The sequence below is a fragment of the Streptomyces sp. NPDC007901 genome (genome assembly GCF_042959465.1).
In the GTDB taxonomy this organism is placed as follows: domain Bacteria; phylum Actinomycetota; class Actinomycetes; order Streptomycetales; family Streptomycetaceae; genus Streptomyces.
Genome location: NZ_JBIBKW010000020.1, coordinates 120,787 through 138,271 on the forward strand (window position 1 = coordinate 120,787; position 17,485 = coordinate 138,271).

Annotated in this window: 11 protein-coding genes; 4 read left to right on the forward strand and 7 right to left on the reverse strand. The window is 72.9% G+C overall.

From position 1 onward, the window contains the following. Positions 1–23: 23 nt before the first annotated feature. A complete protein-coding gene (locus tag ACFZDK_RS43175) occupies positions 24–2,882 on the forward strand; it encodes a glycoside hydrolase family 2 TIM barrel-domain containing protein (protein ID WP_390981244.1) in 2,859 nt (952 codons plus the stop codon). Positions 2,883–2,940: 58 nt separating this feature from the next. Here ACFZDK_RS43175 and ACFZDK_RS43180 read toward each other — a convergent pair whose 3' ends face one another. The 3 genes from ACFZDK_RS43180 to ACFZDK_RS43190 all read right to left on the reverse strand — a co-directional run bounded on the left by ACFZDK_RS43180 (position 2,941) and on the right by ACFZDK_RS43190 (position 7,760). Continuing rightward, entirely contained in the window at positions 2,941–4,812 is a 1,872-nt protein-coding gene (locus ACFZDK_RS43180; protein ID WP_390981246.1) for a glycosyltransferase family 39 protein, read from the reverse strand. Between the two features lie 174 nt (positions 4,813–4,986). Then, on the reverse strand, positions 4,987–6,768 hold the full coding sequence (locus tag ACFZDK_RS43185) for a TIM barrel protein (RefSeq protein WP_390981248.1): 1,782 nt from the start codon (positions 6,766–6,768) through the stop codon (positions 4,987–4,989). A gap of 110 nt (positions 6,769–6,878) precedes the next feature. Further along, entirely contained in the window at positions 6,879–7,760 is an 882-nt protein-coding gene (locus ACFZDK_RS43190; RefSeq protein WP_390981250.1) for a shikimate dehydrogenase, read from the reverse strand. Between the two features lie 157 nt (positions 7,761–7,917). Between ACFZDK_RS43190 and ACFZDK_RS43195 the strand changes: the two genes are divergently transcribed. Both ACFZDK_RS43195 and ACFZDK_RS43200 read left to right on the forward strand, forming a co-directional pair. Continuing rightward, positions 7,918–8,583: a TetR family transcriptional regulator gene (locus ACFZDK_RS43195; protein ID WP_390981252.1), complete on the forward strand. Its 666-nt coding sequence runs from the start codon at positions 7,918–7,920 to the stop codon at positions 8,581–8,583. 198 nt (positions 8,584–8,781) lie between these two features. Continuing rightward, positions 8,782–10,143 (forward strand): MFS transporter, encoded by a 1,362-nt coding sequence (locus tag ACFZDK_RS43200; RefSeq protein WP_390981254.1) that lies wholly within the window; start codon positions 8,782–8,784, stop codon positions 10,141–10,143. 54 nt (positions 10,144–10,197) lie between these two features. On the opposite strand, the gene ACFZDK_RS43205 is transcribed toward ACFZDK_RS43200, so the two are convergent. The 4 genes from ACFZDK_RS43205 to wecB are packed head-to-tail and all read right to left on the reverse strand — an operon-like array spanning position 10,198 to position 15,962. After that, positions 10,198–12,384 (reverse strand): glycosyltransferase, encoded by a 2,187-nt coding sequence (locus tag ACFZDK_RS43205; RefSeq protein ID WP_390981256.1) that lies wholly within the window; start codon positions 12,382–12,384, stop codon positions 10,198–10,200. After that, entirely contained in the window at positions 12,381–14,189 is a 1,809-nt protein-coding gene (locus tag ACFZDK_RS43210; protein ID WP_390981258.1) for a hypothetical protein, read from the reverse strand. The genes ACFZDK_RS43205 and ACFZDK_RS43210 overlap by 4 nt, the downstream gene beginning before the upstream one ends. Next, positions 14,189–14,881 carry a methyltransferase domain-containing protein gene (locus tag ACFZDK_RS43215; protein WP_390981260.1) on the reverse strand — a complete coding sequence of 231 codons (693 nt, stop codon included), beginning with the start codon at positions 14,879–14,881 and terminating at the stop codon, positions 14,189–14,191. The genes ACFZDK_RS43210 and ACFZDK_RS43215 overlap by 1 nt, the downstream gene beginning before the upstream one ends. Continuing rightward, a complete protein-coding gene (gene wecB, locus ACFZDK_RS43220) occupies positions 14,874–15,962 on the reverse strand; it encodes a non-hydrolyzing UDP-N-acetylglucosamine 2-epimerase (RefSeq protein ID WP_390981262.1) in 1,089 nt (362 codons plus the stop codon). The genes ACFZDK_RS43215 and wecB overlap by 8 nt, the downstream gene beginning before the upstream one ends. A gap of 92 nt (positions 15,963–16,054) precedes the next feature. Here wecB and ACFZDK_RS43225 point away from each other — a divergent pair, with 92 nt between their 5' ends. Next, positions 16,055–17,476: a glycosyltransferase gene (locus ACFZDK_RS43225; protein ID WP_390981264.1), complete on the forward strand. Its 1,422-nt coding sequence runs from the start codon at positions 16,055–16,057 to the stop codon at positions 17,474–17,476. Positions 17,477–17,485 lie beyond the last annotated feature (9 nt).

The following is a 17,485-nucleotide window of genomic DNA, read 5'->3' on the forward strand; positions in this document are numbered from 1 at the left end:
GCACTCTCACGACCTGGAGACCGATGTCTTTCCGCAACTCCACGGCCACCGACTACGTCGAGGACGTCTCCCCGGGCTCGGGCGCGCTGCCGCCCCGCGCCTGGTATCCGGCCTCGGACGCCAGGTCACTGTCGCTGAACGGCAGCTGGCGTTTCCGGCTGTCGCCGACGGCGGACGCGCAGGACGACGCGTTCGCCGAGCCGGGGTACGACGCCGGCGGCTGGGCGGAGGTCTCGGTCCCGGGCCACTGGGTGCTCCAGGGCCAGGGCGCGCCGATCTACACCAACCACCTGTACCCGTTCCCGGTCGACCCGCCGAGGGTCCCGACCGAGAACCCCACCGGGGACCATCTGCGGTTCTTCGACCTGCCCGAGGAGTGGGACGTCACGGACGGCGGGGCGGTGCTGCGCTTCGACGGGGTCGAGTCCTGCGCCCGGGTCTGGCTGAACGGCACGGACATCGGCGAGTTCAAGGGCTCCCGGCTGCCGCACGAGTTCGCGGTCGGCCACCTGCTGAAGCCGGCCGGGAACGTCCTCGCCGTCCGGGTCCACCAGTGGTCGGCCGGCTCCTACCTGGAGGACCAGGACCAGTGGTGGCTGCCCGGCATCTTCCGTGACGTGACCCTGCTGCACCGCCCGGCGGGCGCGGCCCTCGACTTCTTCGTGCACGCCTCCTACGACCACACCACCGGCGCGGGCACCCTGCGCGTCGACTCCGACGTGGACGGCCGGGTCACCGTGCCGGACCTGGGCGTCGACATCGCCACCGGCGAGCCCGTGACCGTCCCGGTCCAGGCGTGGACGGCCGAGACCCCGAGGCTGTACGACGGTGTCCTGGCCACCGAGGGCGAGCGGGTGCCCCTGCGGATCGGGTTCCGGACGGTGGAGCTGGCCGACGGGCTGATCAAGGTCAACGGGAAGGCCGTCCTGTTCAAGGGCGTCAACCGGCACGAGTGGCACCCCGAGAAGGGCCGCGCCCTCGACCGGGAGACCATGCGGGCGGACGTGCTGCTGATGAAACGGCACAACATCAACGCCGTCCGCACCTCCCACTACCCGCCGCATCCGGCCTTCCTCGACCTGTGCGACGAGTACGGCCTGTGGGTGATCGACGAGTGCGACCTGGAGACCCACGGCTTCACCGAGCAGGCCTGGCGGGACAACCCCGTCGACGACGACCGCTGGACCCCGGCCCTGCTCGACCGGGCCGCCCGGATGGTCGAACGCGACAAGAACCACCCGTCTGTCGTCATCTGGTCCCTCGGCAACGAGGCCGGCACCGGCCGGGGCCTGACCGCGATGGCCGAGTGGATCCACGGCCGGGACACCTCCCGCCTCGTGCACTACGAGGGTGACATCGACTGCCGTGACACCGATGTCTACTCACGGATGTACGCCGACCACGCCGAGGTCGAGCGGATCGGCCGGGACCTGGACGGCGGCACCCACAGGCGCCGTCAACTCCCCTTCATCCTCTGCGAGTACGGCCACGCCATGGGCAACGGCCCCGGCGGCCTCGCCGACTACCAGCGGATCTTCGAGTCGTACGACCGGCTCCAGGGCGGCTTCATCTGGGAGTGGATCGACCACGGCGTCAAGGACGAGCGGTACGGCTTCGCGTACGGCGGCGACTTCGGCGAGGAACTGCACGACGGGAACTTCGTCTGCGACGGCCTGGTCTTCCCGGACCGGCGGCCCTCCCCCGGCCTGGTGGAGTTCAAGAAGGTGATCGAGCCAGTCGCCGTCGAGGGCGAAGGACCCGCGGTCCGGATCACCAACAAGCAGGACTTCGCCGACCTGTCGGCGCTGGCCTTCGAGTGGTCGTACCAGGTCGACGGCGAGAGCGTGGAGTCGGGCAGCCTGGCCGTACCGGCCCTGGCCCCCGGCGAGTCGGCGGACGTCAAGCTGCCGGAGCCGCCCGTCACCACGGGCGGCGGCGAGACGGGGTGGACGGTACGGGCGCTGCTGGCGGCCGACACCGCGTGGGGACCCCGGGACCATGTCGTGGCCTGGGGCCAGGTGCCCGTGTCGGCCCGGCAGTCGCCGCCCTTCGCGGTGGCCGGCGGGCCGGTGTCCGGCGAGGACCTGATCCGCCTCGGGCCGGCCGCCTTCGACGCCCGCAGCGGCGCGCTGCGGAGCATCGGCGCGGTGGACGTGACCGGACTGCGCCTGGACGTCTGGCGGGCGACGACCGACAACGACGACGGCGCCGCCTGGCAGAGCGACATCCGCTACGGCGCACTGTGGCGCAAGTTCGGTCTGCACCGGATGCGGCACCGCCTGGACGCGGTCGAACTCGACGGTGACGCGCTGACCGTGCGCACCCGGGTCGCCCCCGCGGCCTGGGAGTTCGGCCTGCCGACGGTCTACCGCTGGACCACCGACGGCGACCGCCTCCGCCTCACCGTCTCCGTGTCCCCGGACGGCGACTGGACGGTGCCGCTGCCCCGGCTCGGCATCCGCTTCGGGCTGTCGGCCGCCGACCGGGTGCGCTGGTTCGGCGGCGGCCCCGAGGAGGCGTACCCCGACACCAGGTCGGCCTCCCTGCTCGGCCGTTGGGAGTCGACGGTCGACGACCTCCAGACGCCCTACGTCCGTCCGCAGGAGAACGGCGCCCGCGCGGACGTCCGTTGGGCGGAGCTCGGCGGTCTGCGGATCGAGGGCGACCCGGAGTTCTGGTTCACGGCCCGCCGCTGGACCACCGAGCAACTGGACGCGGCCGCCCACCGCACCGACCTCACCCCCGGTGAGACCGTGTGGGTCAACCTCGACCACGGCCTGCACGGCATCGGCTCGCAGTCCTGCGGCCCGGGTGTCCTGCCGCAGTACCAACTCCACGCCGGACCGGCCGAGTTCTCCTTCGTGTTCTCGAACCTCGGCTGAGCCGGGACCGCTGCGAAGGGCCCCGGACCGCTCACGGTCCGGGGCCCTTCCGCGCTCGTCACCGCCCGTGGCCCGGCCCGCACCGGTACAGCGTGTAGATCGAGACGCGCACCGGCGCGCAGTGGCCGATGACCCAGCGCATCAGGACCCGGCCGGGGGTCTTGGCGCCCCGGGCGCGGTGGGTGAGGTCGGCGTGGCCCAGGAGGACGTAGCGGAGCCGGCCGGTGTCGATCAGGCGGTGGAAGGTGCCGGGCGCGGGGTACGGCACATGGGCGGTGAAGCCGCCGAGCGGGAGGATGGAGGCGTTGTCGGAGAGGATGTACGGCGCCGCCATCTGCCAGCGGGGCACGGCGGCCAGGTAGCGGGCGCCGTCGCGGTGGGCGGTGAGGTAGGCGAGGACGCGCCGCTGGGCCGGGTCCAGGGCCAGGGCGCCGTTGCGGGTGGCGATGCTGCCGGGGCCGATCCGGCCGAAGCCGCCGGGCTGGTTGTAGCGCAGGGAGGTCGCGGACGCGGACCAGACCGTGGGGACGACCAGGACCGCGGCGACGGCGACGGCCAGGGCGGCCCGGCGCGGACGCGATCCGCCGACGGCGAAGAGGACCAGGGCCGGCAGGGCGAGGACCGCGGCGACGGCGACGGACCAGGTGAAGAAGCGCGGGTAGTACAGGGTGAGGGCCGCGCACCAGCCGACGTTGACGGCGAGGACCGCGCACAGCACGCCCCGGCGCCGCACCCGGGTCACGGCCACGGCGGCCAGGGCCGACAGGCCGACCGCCACCACGCCCATGTAGTAGGTGTGTCCGGTCACGCTGCCGAAGCTGAAGACCAGGAAGAACGTCACCAGCCAGACGCCCCACAGCAGGTACCCGGCGAGGAAGGCGTCGGTGCGCGGCGGGCGGCGGCGCCACAGGCCGTACAGCCCGGCGGCCAGGCCCAGCGCCGCCAGCGGGTACAGCCAGCCCGTCTGGCTGGCGAGTCCGGGGCTGAACATCTTCCAGACGCTGTCCCCCATCCCCACCGACGCCCGGCTGTGCGCCCGGTCGGCGACGATGCTGCCGGTGCCGGCCGCGTCGACGCCCAGCGACTGGAAGCGGGTCAGGAAGTTGTAGCCGACGACCAGGGCGAACGGCGAGTTGTCGGTGGTGCCGTCGAGGTAGGGGCGGGCGGCGGCGGGGGTGAGGCCGGCGGCCAGCATCCAGGACAGCGACACGACCAGCATGACCGCGCCGGACACGGCGAGGTCCCGGATCCGGCGGCGCAGCGTGGTCGGCGCGGCCACCAGGTAGGTCACGGCCAGCGCGGGCAGCACCGCCCAGGCCTCCAGCATCTTGCACTGGAAGGCCACCCCGACCCAGACGCCGGCCAGCACGAGGGTGCGCAGCCGGGCGCGGGCGGTGGCCCGCTGGGTGGCCTCGGCGGCCAGCAGCAACAGCAGGACGAACGGGGCGTCCTCGGTGACCGAACGGCCCAGGCCCACGGTCACCGGGGTGAGCGTGAGGAAGGCGGCGGCCAGCAGCCCGGCCGGTACGCCGGCCCAGCGTCGTACCACCACATGCAGCAGGACCACCGAGGCCACTCCCTCCAGGGCCTGCGGGACCACCAGGGACCACGGGTGGAAGCCGAGGACCAGCGCCGACAGGGCCTGCGGCCACAGGAAGCCGGGCAGCTTGTCCAGGGTGATGGAGTTGCCCGGGTCGAAGGAGCCGTAGAGGAACGCGACCGGGTTGTCGGTCATGCTGCGGACCGCGCTCGCGTAGAACGAGTGGTACGCGCTGTGCCAGATGCCCCAGAAGAAGAGCAGCGCGGCGACGGTGGCGATGCCGGCGAGGATCGGGATCTCGTAGCGCTGGGTACGGCTGCGCGCCAGGGCCGGCGGAGGTGGCGGCCCCTCGACTCGGACGAGCGGCTCGGCACTGACAGGGCTCGGCATCGCGGACGGCCTCCAGGACTCCCGGTATCCAGGGATCCAGAACGCCCTGGACTGCTACGGCCTGTAGGACGACTGGATCTCGGCGAACGTCACGCCCGGAATGTCAAGGAACATTCGGGATTTTCGTGAGTATCGGTCGTGGAAGCTGTAAGAATCCTGAATCCTACCTGTGTCTCACCGCCGGGTGTGCTGGGCCGCGAGCCGCACCGGGGCGTTCTGGGCGCCGTACCCGCGGTATCCGGGTTCGCGTTCGACCAGTTCGAAGAACACCCGTCCGACGGTCCGCGTGTAGCAGTGCCGGAAGACACCGCCCGCGTCCCGGTCGTAGAGGATGCCGAGTTCGCGGTACGTCTCCAACTCGCCCTCGGGGAAGTCGAACCGGGCGGCCAGGTCGTCGTGGTAGTTCCCGGGGATCGGCAGCAGGCCGCCGCCGGCCGCCCGGAAGGCGCGGGCCGCGGCCACCACGTCGTCGACGGCCAGGGCGATGTGCTGGGCGTGCAGGGTGTCGTCGGCCGGGGCCGCGCCGACGCCCAGGGCGATCCGGACGCTGCCGTCGGCGTTGGTGACGGCCCGGGAACGCAGCAGCCCGTAGGGGTCGGCGACGTCCACACTCTCCTGCGCGTGCAGACCGAGCACGCTGCGATGGAAGAGGGTCGCCTCGTCGTACTGGTGCCAGGGCTGGGTGAGCGCGAGGTGGTCGATGCGCGCCGGGGCGGCTGGCGGGGTGTGCGGTACGTCCGTGAAGTCGGCCCGCCAGTCGGGGAGTCCGGGGGCACGGCCGGTCGCGCAGAAGAACAGTTCCGTGCCGTCGGGCGCGGCGACCGCGTCGAGCGGGGCGTCCTCGGGGGCCCGGCGGCGGGGCAGTACGGGAGCGAGCAGCGCCTCGGCACGGCGGGCGGCGGCCCGTGGGTCCGGTGACTCCAGACCGATCGCGGCGAGCTGCGTCCCGTCACGGCGGGCCGCGGGACCGGTGTTGACCAGGATCCGGGCCTCGCCCCGCTCCCACAGGTCCACGGGCTTGCTCCGATGACGCGCGGTCCGGGCGAAGCCGAGCGCACCGAGCAGCACCGACACGGGTTCCCCGTCCGGGGTGACCAGTTCGGCGAACGCGACCCCCGTCGGCACCACTGGCGCGGGCAACTCCCCTGCCCCGACGGCCTCTTGGAGCACCAGCAACGAACGCTGCGCGTCCACGGCGGTCGGCCCGGCCTCGGCCTGCCGGAACACGTCGTTGAAGACTTCGAGGGAGAGCGGCCCCTCGTACCCGGCCCGCAGCACCTGCCGCACCAGCCCGGCGACATCGAACCCGCCCTGCCCCGGGAAGCACCGGTAGTGCCGGCTCCACTGGAGCACGTCCATGGCCAGCAGCGGGGCGTCGGCCAACTGCAGGAAGAAGATCTTCTCGCCGGGTATCTCCTCGATGCCCTTCGGATCGGACCCCCGCGAGAGGATGTGGAAGCTGTCGAGACACGTCCCGAGCGCGGGATGCCCGGCCGCCTCGACAATCCGCCAGGCATGGTCGTACGTACTGACGTGCCGCCCCCACGCGAGCGCCTCGTACGCGACTCGGATACCGAAGTCAGCTGCCAAATCGGCCAGTTGAGCCAGCTGAGCGGCAGCGAGATCGTCGTCGTCCACCGCGAGCGGGGAGACGGACGAACAGACGAGCACGGTGTCGGCACCCAGCTCCCGCATCAGCTCGAACTTGTGCCGCGCGCGCCGCAGATTGCGGCCGAACTCGTCCTCCGGCACGGCCTCGATGTCCCGCATGGGCTGATAGAGGTCGATCGCGAGCCCGAGATCGGCACAACGGTCCCGGATCTCCCGGGGCGACAGCGGACTGGCCAGCAGATCGTTCTCAAAGATCTCGACCCCGTCGAACCCGGCCCGGGAGGCGGCGGTCAGCTTCTCGGTGAGCGACCCACTGAGCGAAACGGTGGCAATAGAAGTACGCATGACCTTTTTCCTCACGTTCACTGCAATCCCCTGCTCTTAGGGGCGCGGGGCCGTATCGATGTGCGGCTGCCGCCGCGTGAGCGCGACCAGCCCCCACCGGCCCGCAGTGTTCACACGACGTTGCGCCCCACGAACCCGGCCAACTCCGCGATGTCGGCCAGCATCCGAACCGCATCCGGCTCCCGCCCCGTGAACAACCGAAACGCATCCGCCGCCTGGAACACCGCCATCCCGCCCCCGTCCAGCACCGCACATCCCAACGCCCGTGCGGTCCGCACCAGTTCCGTCTCCAACGGCCGGTACACCACCTCGGCCACCCACAACTCGGCACGCAGCAACTCCGCAGGCAACGGCAGCCCAGGATGCGCCGCCATCCCCGTCGGCGTCGCATGCACGAGCCCGTCGGCGCCCGCCAGCGCCTCCGGCAACCGGTCCGGCGTCGCGGCGACCGCGCGCCCCGCGCCGAAGTGCCGGTTCAGGGAGCCCGCGAGATCGACGGCCCGGTCGGCGAGCGCATCCACCACGGTGACCCGCTCGGCCCCCAGCGTGAGCGTCGCGTGCGCCACCGCGGCCCCCGCGCCCCCGGCGCCGATCTGCACCACCCGCTCCAGCGAGGCGTCCGGCAGCCCGCGCGCGAAGGACGCCGCGAACCCGGTCACGTCCGTGTTGTGGCCGACCGCCCGCCCGTCGGCCTCGAACACCACCGTGTTGACCGCGCCGAGCGCCTCGGCCTGCGGGGCGAGCGCGTCCAGGTGCTCGATGACCAGCTGCTTGCAGGGATGCGTGATGTTCAGCCCGTCGAAGCCGAGGTCGCGCGCACCCCGCACCAGCTCCCCCACGGCCTCCGGCGGAGCCCCCAGCACATCGATGTCGATCAGCCGGTACAGGTACCGCAGCCCCTGCCGGCCGGCCTCGCGCTCGTGCAGGGCCGGGCTGAGCGACGGACCGATGCCGGAGCCGATCAGTCCGACGAGATACGAGTCCTTGGCCACGTGGCCCTCCCGAGCGGCATAGCTAATGTACGAACTAGTACGTTAGCTATAACACCGGAGGCCACCGCAGGGGAAGACCTCTCCGGCAACGCCTCCGGTCCGGGCTTCTACAATCTCCGCACCGGCCACCCCCGCCAAGGCACCCGATAGGAACCCGATGACCAGCGTCGACGAACCGGCAGCCACCAACGGGCGGATCCGTGACGCCGCCCGCACCCAGGCCGAGATCCTCGACGTGGCCACGCAGGAGTTCGCCCGGGCCGGATACGACGGTGCCCGCGTCGACGAGATCGCGGCCCGCACCCGCACCACGAAGCGGATGATCTACTACTACTTCGGCGGCAAGGAGCAGCTGTTCACGGCGGTCCTGGAGCGGGCGTACGGCGTGATCCGCGAGGCCGAGCAGCAGCTGGACGTCGAGCATCTGGACCCGGTCGCGGCGATCCGCAGGCTCGCCGAGCTGACCTTCGACCACCACGAGCAGCACCCGGACTTCATCCGCCTGGTCAGCATCGAGAACATCCACGGCGCCGAGCACATCGCCGCCTCCGAGAAGCTCGGCAGGATCGGCTCGCCGGCCCTGGAGGTGATCCGCCGGATCCTCGCCCAGGGGCAGGAGTCCGGGCTGTTCACGGCCGACGTCGACGCCGTCGACCTGCACGCGATGATCAGCTCGTTCTGCTTCTTCCGGGTGGCGAACCGGGCCACCTTCGGCGCCCTCTTCGGCCGTGACCTGGTGGATCCGGCGCAGCGCGCGCACTACCGGACGATGCTCGGCGACATGGTGATCGCCTACCTCACCGCGGAGCGCGCGGCGGACTGACCGTCGTACCGGGACATCCGGCACGACCTCTTGACAGCGGGGAAACGCGAGCGCAACATCCGTACCCATCGCGACTAACTACCCAGTGGGTTAATTAGCATCCGGCCCCTGGTCCGCCGACCCCGTCATCCCTGGGATCCGGCCTTCTCCCCCGCCGCTCACTCCGCTTACGTTGGAGTTCCCCGAAGGAGCACCGCCGTGTCCGTCCCCGCTCAGCCCGCCGCCGGCGCCGCACCACCCGGCGGCCAGCCGAAGAAGGCGGCTCTGGCCGCCTGGATCGGCAGCGCCCTGGAGTACTACGACTTCTTCATCTACGGCAGCGCGGCCGCGCTGATCTTCCCGAAGGTCTTCTTCGACGATTCGGACCCGGCCACCGCGACCCTGCTGTCCCTGGCCACCTTCGGTGTCGCGTACGCGGCCCGGCCGGTCGGCGCGCTGTTCCTGGGGCACTTCGGCGACCGGGCCGGCCGTAAGAAGATCATGGTCTTCACGCTGCTGCTGATGGGCCTGTCGACGTTCCTGATCGGCTGTCTGCCGACCCGTGCCCAGGTGGGCGGGCTCGCTCCGGTGCTGCTGGTGCTGTGCCGGGTGCTGCAGGGCATCTCGGCCGCCGGCGAGCAGGCCAGCGCCAGTTCCATGACGCTGGAACACGCGCCGCCGAAGCGGCGTGGCTTCTTCACCAGCTTCACCCTCGGCGGCACCCAGGGCGGGCAGCTGATCGCCACCCTCGTCTTCCTCGCGGTCGCCCAGCTCCCCGAGGACCAGCTGCTGTCCTGGGGCTGGCGGGTGCCGTTCTGGTTGAGTGTCGTGGTGGCCGTGGCCGGCTGGATGATCCGGCGCCGGCTGGAGGAGACCCCGGCCTTCGCCCGGCAGGCGGCGACCGAGGGGGTCGTACGGCTGCCGCTGGTCACGCTGGTGCGGCATCACTGGGCGGATGTGCTGCGGGTGATCGGGGGCGCGCTGATCGCCTCGGTGAGCACGATCTTCACGGTGTGGGCGCTGGCCTACGCGACGAGCGACTCGGTCGGGATGTCCAAGACCTCGATGCTGTGGGTGGGCGCGCTGGCGAACCTGGTGGCGCTGGGCGCGATCCCGGCGTGGGCGACGCTGTCGGACCGGATCGGCCGGCGGCCGGTGTACCTGATCGGGGCGGTGGGCAGCGCGGTGGCGATGTTCGGCTACCTGTGGGCGATCTCCACCGGCTCCTACCCGCTGATCATGCTGCTCGGGGTCGTCGCGTTCGGTGTCGTCTACAGCGCGGCGAACGGGGTGTGGCCGTCCTTCTACGGCGAGATGTTCTCGACCCGGGTGCGGCTGTCGGGCATGGCGATCGGTACCCAGATCGGGTTCGCGGTGGCCGGGTTCGCGGTGACCTTCGCGGCGGAGATCGCGGGTCCGGGCGGCGACGACTGGTCGGCGGTGGCCCTGTTCACGGCCGCGCTGTGCGTGCCGCCGGTGATCGCCGCGCTGTCGGCGCGTGAGACCCACACGGTGCCGACCGAGCTGCTCGGCGAGCGGGCCGGGGCGCAGGCGGCACGGCCGGAGACGGTGACGGCCTGAGCCGTGCGTACGGCCCCCGGAGCGAGGCTCCGGGGGCCGTACGCGTCAGCCGGGTCAGCCGGAGACCAGCAGCTCCGTCCAGTCCTTCGCCACCCGCTCCAGCGAGAACCCCTCCCGGACCTGGCCCCGGGCCACCTCCCCGGCCGAGCGCCAGTCCTCCTGCTCCGCGAGCCCGGCGATCGACTCCGCCATCGCCTGCGGGGTGTCGTGGATCCACCGCCGGTCGTAGATCTCGTCGGCGCCCGGCCAGGGCAGCAGCGCGGGGACGGCACCGGAGGCCATGCCCTCGGCCGGGGCGAGGTGGAAGCTCTCGTCGTCGCTGGTGGACAGGACATGCCCGATCCGGCGCAGCCAGTTGGGCACGTCAGGGCCGAACTGGTCGAAGACGACGGCCCCTTCGAGCAGCGGGGAGTTCTGCATCCGGCGCAGGATCGCGTCGTAGTGGGCGCGTTCCTCGGGCTTGTTCCAGATCCACCAGTACTCCCACGGCGGCTTGGACTTGACCGAGAGGTGCCAGCGCCGGTCGTGGGCGCGGAGCGCTTCGAGGACGTCGAGGCCGAGGTCGAGGCGTTTGCGGCTGGGCGCGATGCCGATCATGCCGAGGCGGTGGCGGGCGCCGGGCGCCTTGGGGCGGTCGAGCTGCTCGACGTCGACCCAGTTGCCGATCGTGGTGATCTTCGCGGCGGGCCAGCCGGTGCGTTCCTCGGTGGCGCGGGCGTAGTACGGGCTGACGCACACCACCCGGTCGACGGCGTCGATGTCGACCTGCCGGGGGTATCCGGCGTCGAGTTCGAAGCGGTGCAGACGGACCACGAGCCGGCTGCCGCGCCGCTTGTGGCGGCTGTACCAGATCGCCGCCGGGCCGCACCACTCGACGACCACCACGTCGGCCCAGTCGGCGAGTTCCCGGCTGGCGGCCGGATCGTGCCGGGCCAGCGCGGGCCAGGCGTCGACGCGCACCTCCAGGCCGGGCAGGGCGCGGAAGTGGTCGAGCAGCCGGGTGAGGAACTTCAGGTCGTGGCCGGCCACGCCGATCCGCAGCGGGCGGGCGCGGGTGGCGACGGCCGCGGGTGCGGACGGGAACGCCTGCTCCAGGTGGCCGCGCCAGCGGGCCGCCGCGGCCTCCATCGTGTACTGCCGGGCCGCCTCCGTGCACCGCGCGGCGGCGAGCTGCCGGGCCCCGGTGTCACGGACGGCGAGGGCGACGGCGTCCACCGCGTCCGCGAGGGCGGCGTCGCCGGGGACGAACAGCGGGTAGTCGGGGCCGAGCAGCGCCTCGTGCGCGGGGGTGCGGTTGAGTACGACGGGCAGCCCGAGGGAGCCGAACTCCAGGACCTTGGTGGAGAGTTCGAGGCTGGCGTCGAGGGAGGGGTCGCGCCAGCCGAGGCCGAGGTCGCAGTCGGCGGCGATCCGCATGGCCTCCTCGCGGGGCACGCCGCCGTGGTGGACGACCTCGGGGGTGGTGCGCAGCGCCTCGGCCATGGCGGTGTCGAAACCGGGGTGCCCGGCATCCTTGTGGATCTTGTCGCCGACGGCGTGGAGTTCGGCCCGGATGCCGCGTTCGGCGAGCCGGGCGGGCAGCCGGGTCATGGGCAGGGTGTTCCAGCGGGGCGCGAACTTGCCGGTGTAGACGAGGCGTACCGGATCGTGCACGCCGTCGCGCCCGGGAATCGGGAAGCCCGGTTCGGGTACGGCGGGCGGGCTGAGCACGGCCCGGCCGCAGGCCTCCGGCACCCAGGCCTCCAGGAAGCAGCGCAACTCCTCGGTCTGGCACAGGAGTTGCCGGGAGGCGGTGGCGATGCGGGCCAGGTCGACGCGGGCCTCCTCGGTCATCTCGGCCGGGGACTGCGGGATGTCGGTGAGGTAGGCCCAGATGCGGCCGTGGAAGGCGCCCTCGCCGACGATCTGCTTCACCAGTCTGCGGCCGCGCAGCACCAGCAGGTCGCAGGGCTCCTCCTCGTCGAGGCGGGCGAGCAACTGCGCGGCCTGGAAGGGGGACAGGGGGTGGTTGCCCTGGCCGGGGACGAGGTGTTCCTCGTAGGGGCGCACCACGGTGACGCCGGGCAGGCCGGCCAGCGGGTCGGTCAGCCGGCCGGTCTCCACCGGGGCCTTGAGGACGAGGCGGGTCCGGCAGCCCGCGCGGGACAGCGCCTGGACCGTCGACTGGGCCCAGACGGCGGAGCCGTCGATGAGGTTGAGGTCCACGTCGCCGTAGACGAGCGCCCGGAGGGTGCGGGTCATGACGGCTCCTTTCCACGCACGGCGAACAGGCGGTGCCCCGCACGCGACCAGGCGTCCGGCGGGGTGCCGGAGTCCAGGAGCGACCGGCGCACGAGCAGCGGCCGCAGGGTCGGTACGAAGGCGTAGTCGTCGGCGGCCGGGGTGTGGCCCACCGCGTCGGCACCGGAGAACTCCTGCGCGCAGAGCAGGTCGAGCAGCAGGGTGTCCGGGCGGTCCTCGGTCAGGTCCGTCCAGTCGGCGACCCAGGGGGCGGTGGCCGGTCCGGAGTGGACGGTGACCGAGGCGGCGGTGAGTTCGTCGAGGGCGAGGCCCGCCGGGTCGGCGACGACCACCTCGGCCGGCCGGTGCAGCTGGCCGAGCACCTGGGCGACGAGCCGGGCGACGTCGGTGGCGTCCCGGGGCGCGGCGCGGACGGCGACCCGGCGCTCGTCCAACGGGTCGGCTGCACCGGCCAGTTCGGCGAGCCGGGCCAGCCGGACCCGGGTGCTGTCCTGCTGGAAGACGTCCCGGAGCCGGTCCCGGCCGTCGGTGACGGGGTCGAGCCGGGCGAGCGCCGTACCGGTGTCGCCGTCGAGGACGGCGTCCCAGGGCAGCTGGGACAGGCCGGGCGCGGACGACGCCGGGCCGTCCCGCCACAGCACCGCCGTACGGCCCAGCCCGCGGGCCTGGCCGACCAGTTCGGCCAGCCGGCGGTCGAGGTCGGGGGCGAGTCCGGTGCCGGTGAGCGTCCAGGGTCCGGCCTCGCCGGTGCAGGCGCTGAGCTGGACGAGGAAGACGTCCGGGTCGGTGCGTTCGACCAGCAGCCGGCCGTCGTGCGGCAGCACCCGGCTGACCACCGCGTCCGCCGCGAAGTCGGCGGCGGTGCGGTCGGTGAGCACGCCGGTGATCACCAGCCGGTCGCGGGGCGCCACGGACAGCGCCCGGTGGGAGAGGTAGAAGCGGTCGTCGAGCAGTGTCTCCGGTGCGGCGGCCGGGGTCCCGGAGCCGGCGGGCCGGCCCTTGGCCTTGCGCTGCCGCCACAGCCCGTACAACTCCCCCGGCAGCCGGGCGGCGCGCCGCTTGGGCGAGCGGGCCGCCGACACCAGCGCCTTGCCGACCCGCAGCGAGGTGGAGCCCTCCAGCATGGCCACCCGCGACTCCAGGACGCCGACCCGCTCCCGGGCCCCGCGCAGGGCGGCCGTCAGCTGGTCCTTGTCGCGGACGGCCGCGGCCAGGCGCTCGGCGAGGCCGTCCTCGCGGGTGTTCTCCAGGGCGCGGGCACTCTCCTCGGCCGCCCGCTCCAGGTCGATCAGGCGGGCGCGCTGGGAGCGGGAGACGAAGTCGGCCAGGACGTACTCGTCGGCGATCCGGAGGGCCGTGGCGAATCCGTCGGCCGGCAGCGGCCGGCCGAACCAGTCGTGCGGCGGCAGGAGTTCCTCGGTGCACGCGAAGACCGCGCCGGCATGCAGATGGGTGTAGCCGAGCGAGGCGGCGTGCAGCACCTGGCAGCGGTGGGCGACCAGGGCGTCGAGGAGGCGGTGGTAGGGCAGGTCGGTCCCCGGGTGGCCGAAGACGATCAGGCCGCGGGCGCCGGGCCGCATCCGTTCCAGTGCGGTGAGGCAGTCCGCCTCGTCGCCGTGCAGGGCGGGGTCGGGGCCGTAGCAGAGGAGCATCAGCTCCCCCTCGCCGACGGGCTGTTCGTGGCGGGTCAGGTCGACGCCGGGCGGCAGGTGGAGGTAGGGGTCCAGACTCAGGCCGCCGCTCGTCGCGTCCACGACGGAGGTGACCTCGTCCAGGTGCGGGTGGAGCAGATCGGTCAGGCGCATCAGCGGGTCCTTGTGAAGACATGGAAGCCGACCCGGTTCTCACGGAAGCCGTAGGGCCGGAAGAGGGTGTGGCTCAGGCCCAGGGGCTCGAGTTCCTCGCGGTAGGCGGCGATCGGGCGGTGCAGGATGTAGTCGCCGCGCGGGACGGGCTCGGGGATGTTCTCGTCGGTGACGATCAGCCGGCCGGTGATCCGGACGAGGGAGGCGAGGTTGCGCAGGCCGGCCGCCCACTCGGCGTCGTCCAGGACGTGGAAGAGGACGTCCACGCACATCACCACGTCGTAGAGCCAGGGGCTGCGCCACTCGTCGAGGGCGGCGCAGGCGTAGCGGGGTCCGCCGCCCTCCTCGCGGGCGTGGGCGACGGCCGCCTCGCTGGCGTCGAAGGCGTCCACGTGGTGGCCGCAGCGGGCCAGGGCGCGGGCGAAGTGCCCCTTGCCGCAGCCCGCGTCGAGGACGAAGAGCGGGGAGGCCGGGCTGGACAGGTCGCCGATCAGGGTGAGCAGCTGGCCGAGCCGGACGGCGTAGAAGATCTCGTTGCCGGGCCGGTCCAGGCCGATGTGGCCGCCGGAGGCGAGGTCGTCGCGTTCGCGGTGCCGGGTGTCCCAGTAGGTGAGGGGGGCGTCGGTGTAGGTGAGGGGGGCGTCGGTGTTGGTGCGGGTGGTGTCGGTGTAGGTGCGGGTGGCTTCAGTCATGGCGCTCCAGCCACTCGGTGAGGACGCGGGCGATCCGGGGGCCCGCCTTGCCGTCCCACAGCGGCGGCCCTTCCGGGGCGGCCGGGGCCTGCCCGTCCAGGACCTTGCGCAGGGCGGGTACGAGTTCGCCGTGCCGGACCAGGCGGTTGGTGCCGTGGGTGACGGTGGCCGGGCGTTCGGTGGTGGTGCGCAGGGTCAGGCAGGGGATGCCCAGCACGGTGGTCTCCTCCTGGACGCCACCGGAGTCGGTGATCACGGCGGCGGCCCCGCGGACCAGGCCCATGAACTCGACATAGCCGAGCGGTTCGAGCAGGTGGATGCCGGGGGCGTCGGCGAGGCCGGCCTTGCGCAGGGCCTCCCGGCCGCGCGGGTGCAGCGGCACCGCGAGGTCGAGGTGGGTCGCGGCCTCGGTGAGGGCGCGGGCGGCTGCGGCGGCGGCCTCGGGGTCGTCGACGTTGGCCGGGCGGTGCAGGGTGACCACGCCGTACCGCTCGGGCAGTGCGTGGGCGGAGCGGGCGGCGGCCGGGTCGAAATGGTCCAGATGGGTGAGCAGGGTGTCGATCATGGGGTTGCCGACGAGGTGCACCCGGCCCGGGTCGACGCCCTCGCGGGCGAGGTGTCCGACGGCCTCCGGGCTGGTCGCGAAGAGCAGCTCGGCGAGCTGGTCGACCAGGCGCCGGTTGACCTCCTCCGGCATCCCCATGTCGAAGCTGCGCAGGCCCGCCTCGACATGGGCGACCGGGATGCCGAGCTTGGCGGCGACCAGGGCCGCGGCCAGGGTCGAGTTCACGTCGCCGTAGACGACGACCAGGGCCGGGGCGCGGGCGAGCAGCTCGCTCTCCAGGGCCACCAGCAGGTCGGCGGTCTGCCGGGCGTGGCTGCCGGAACCGACGCCGAGGTCGGTGTCCGGGGCGGGCAGGCCCAGCTCCCGGAAGAAGATGTGCGACATCCGTTCGTCGTAGTGCTGACCGGTGTGCACCAGGACCTGGTCGTGCCCGCTCGCGCGCAGGGCGGCGACGACGGGCGCGGCCTTCACGAAGTTCGGCCTGGTCCCTACGACATGGAGTACGCGGCCGTTCATGTCGTACGTTCTCCGCTCTGTCGGCCTACCTTGGCGACATGGCCCGACGTCCGTCCCGGCACACGCCGCGTCGAATCCCCCGTGCACTCAGCTTGGCCGCATCCGTCGCATGGGGCGAGTTGCGGCACGACCCCGCCCGGGCCGCGCTGCTCGGCGTCCGGCTGCTGCCGGGGCGGGTGCGGCGCGGGCTGAGGCCGGTCGAGCGGCGGCTGGCCGCCCGGGCCCGTACGGCCGGTCCCACCGCCGACCCGTCCGCCGCTCGGGTGGCGGCGCCCGCCGGGCGCGCGGTGCGGCCCGAGCCCGGCCGGGTGCTCCATCTGGTCACCAACGGGCTGCCGTTCAAGCACGCCGGCTACACCGTGCGCACCCAGGCCCTCGCCGAGGCCCAGCGGGCGGCCGGGCTCGACGCGCACGTGGTGACCCGGATCGGGTTCCCGGTGGCGCAGGGCGTCCTTGACGCCCGCCCGCTGCAGTTCGTCAACGGGGTGCCGCAGCACCGGCTGCTGCCGCTCGGACTCCCGTACGGGCAGGGCGCGGTCCTCGCCCGCAACGCCGAGCTGGCCGGGCGCCTGGTCGAGCGGCTGCGGCCGGCCGTGCTGCACGCGGCCACCGACCACGGCAACGGGCGGGTGGCGCTGGCCCTGCGCGAGACCTACGGGCTGCCCGTGGTCTACGAGGTGCGGGGCTTCCTGGAGGAGACCTGGCTGACCCAGGCGCCGGGCCGGAGTCCGCGGGACGGGACGTACCGGGCCCGGCGCGCCCTGGAGACGCACTGCATGCGCGAGGCCGATCTGGTGCTGACGCTGGGCTCGGCGATGAAGGCCGAGATCGTGGGCCGCGGGGTGCCCGAGGAGCGGGTGCTGATCGTGCCCAACGCGGTGGACGAGGCCTTCCTCGCGCCGCCGCCGGACGGGGCGGAACTGCGCACCCGGCTCGGCATCGCGGCCGACGACTTCGTGGTGGGCACCGTGAGCAGCCTTACTCCACACGAGGGAATCGGCACATTGCTCCATGCGGGTGCCGAGCTGCGCCGCCGGGGCGTCCCGCTGCGGCTGCTGATCGTCGGCGACGGACCCGAACGGGTGGCGCTCCAGGCGCTCGCCCGGCGGCTCGGACTCGACGACGGCACCGCCCTGTTCACCGGCCGGGTGCCGCACCGCCAAGTGCGCTCCTACCACGCCGTTCTGGATGTCTTCGCGGTGCCGCGCACCGATGAACGGGTCTGCCATCTGGTCACCCCACTCAAGCCCGTCGAAGCGATGGCGAGCGGTCTTCCCGTGGCGGCCAGTGATCTCACAGCCCTGCGAGAGCTGGTCGAACCAGGGGTTAACGGCCAGCTAATCTCGCCTGAATCTCCGCATGCTTGGGCAGAAGGTCTCGAAGTATTGCTCTACAGTCGAAAACGGCGGCATGAATGGGGAGCTGCGGCCCGCGCGCTGGTGGCGCGTGAACGCACCTGGAAGAGGGTCGCTGCCACGACCCGAGAGGCGTATCGCACTCTTGGATGTGTCTGAGGCCCCTCG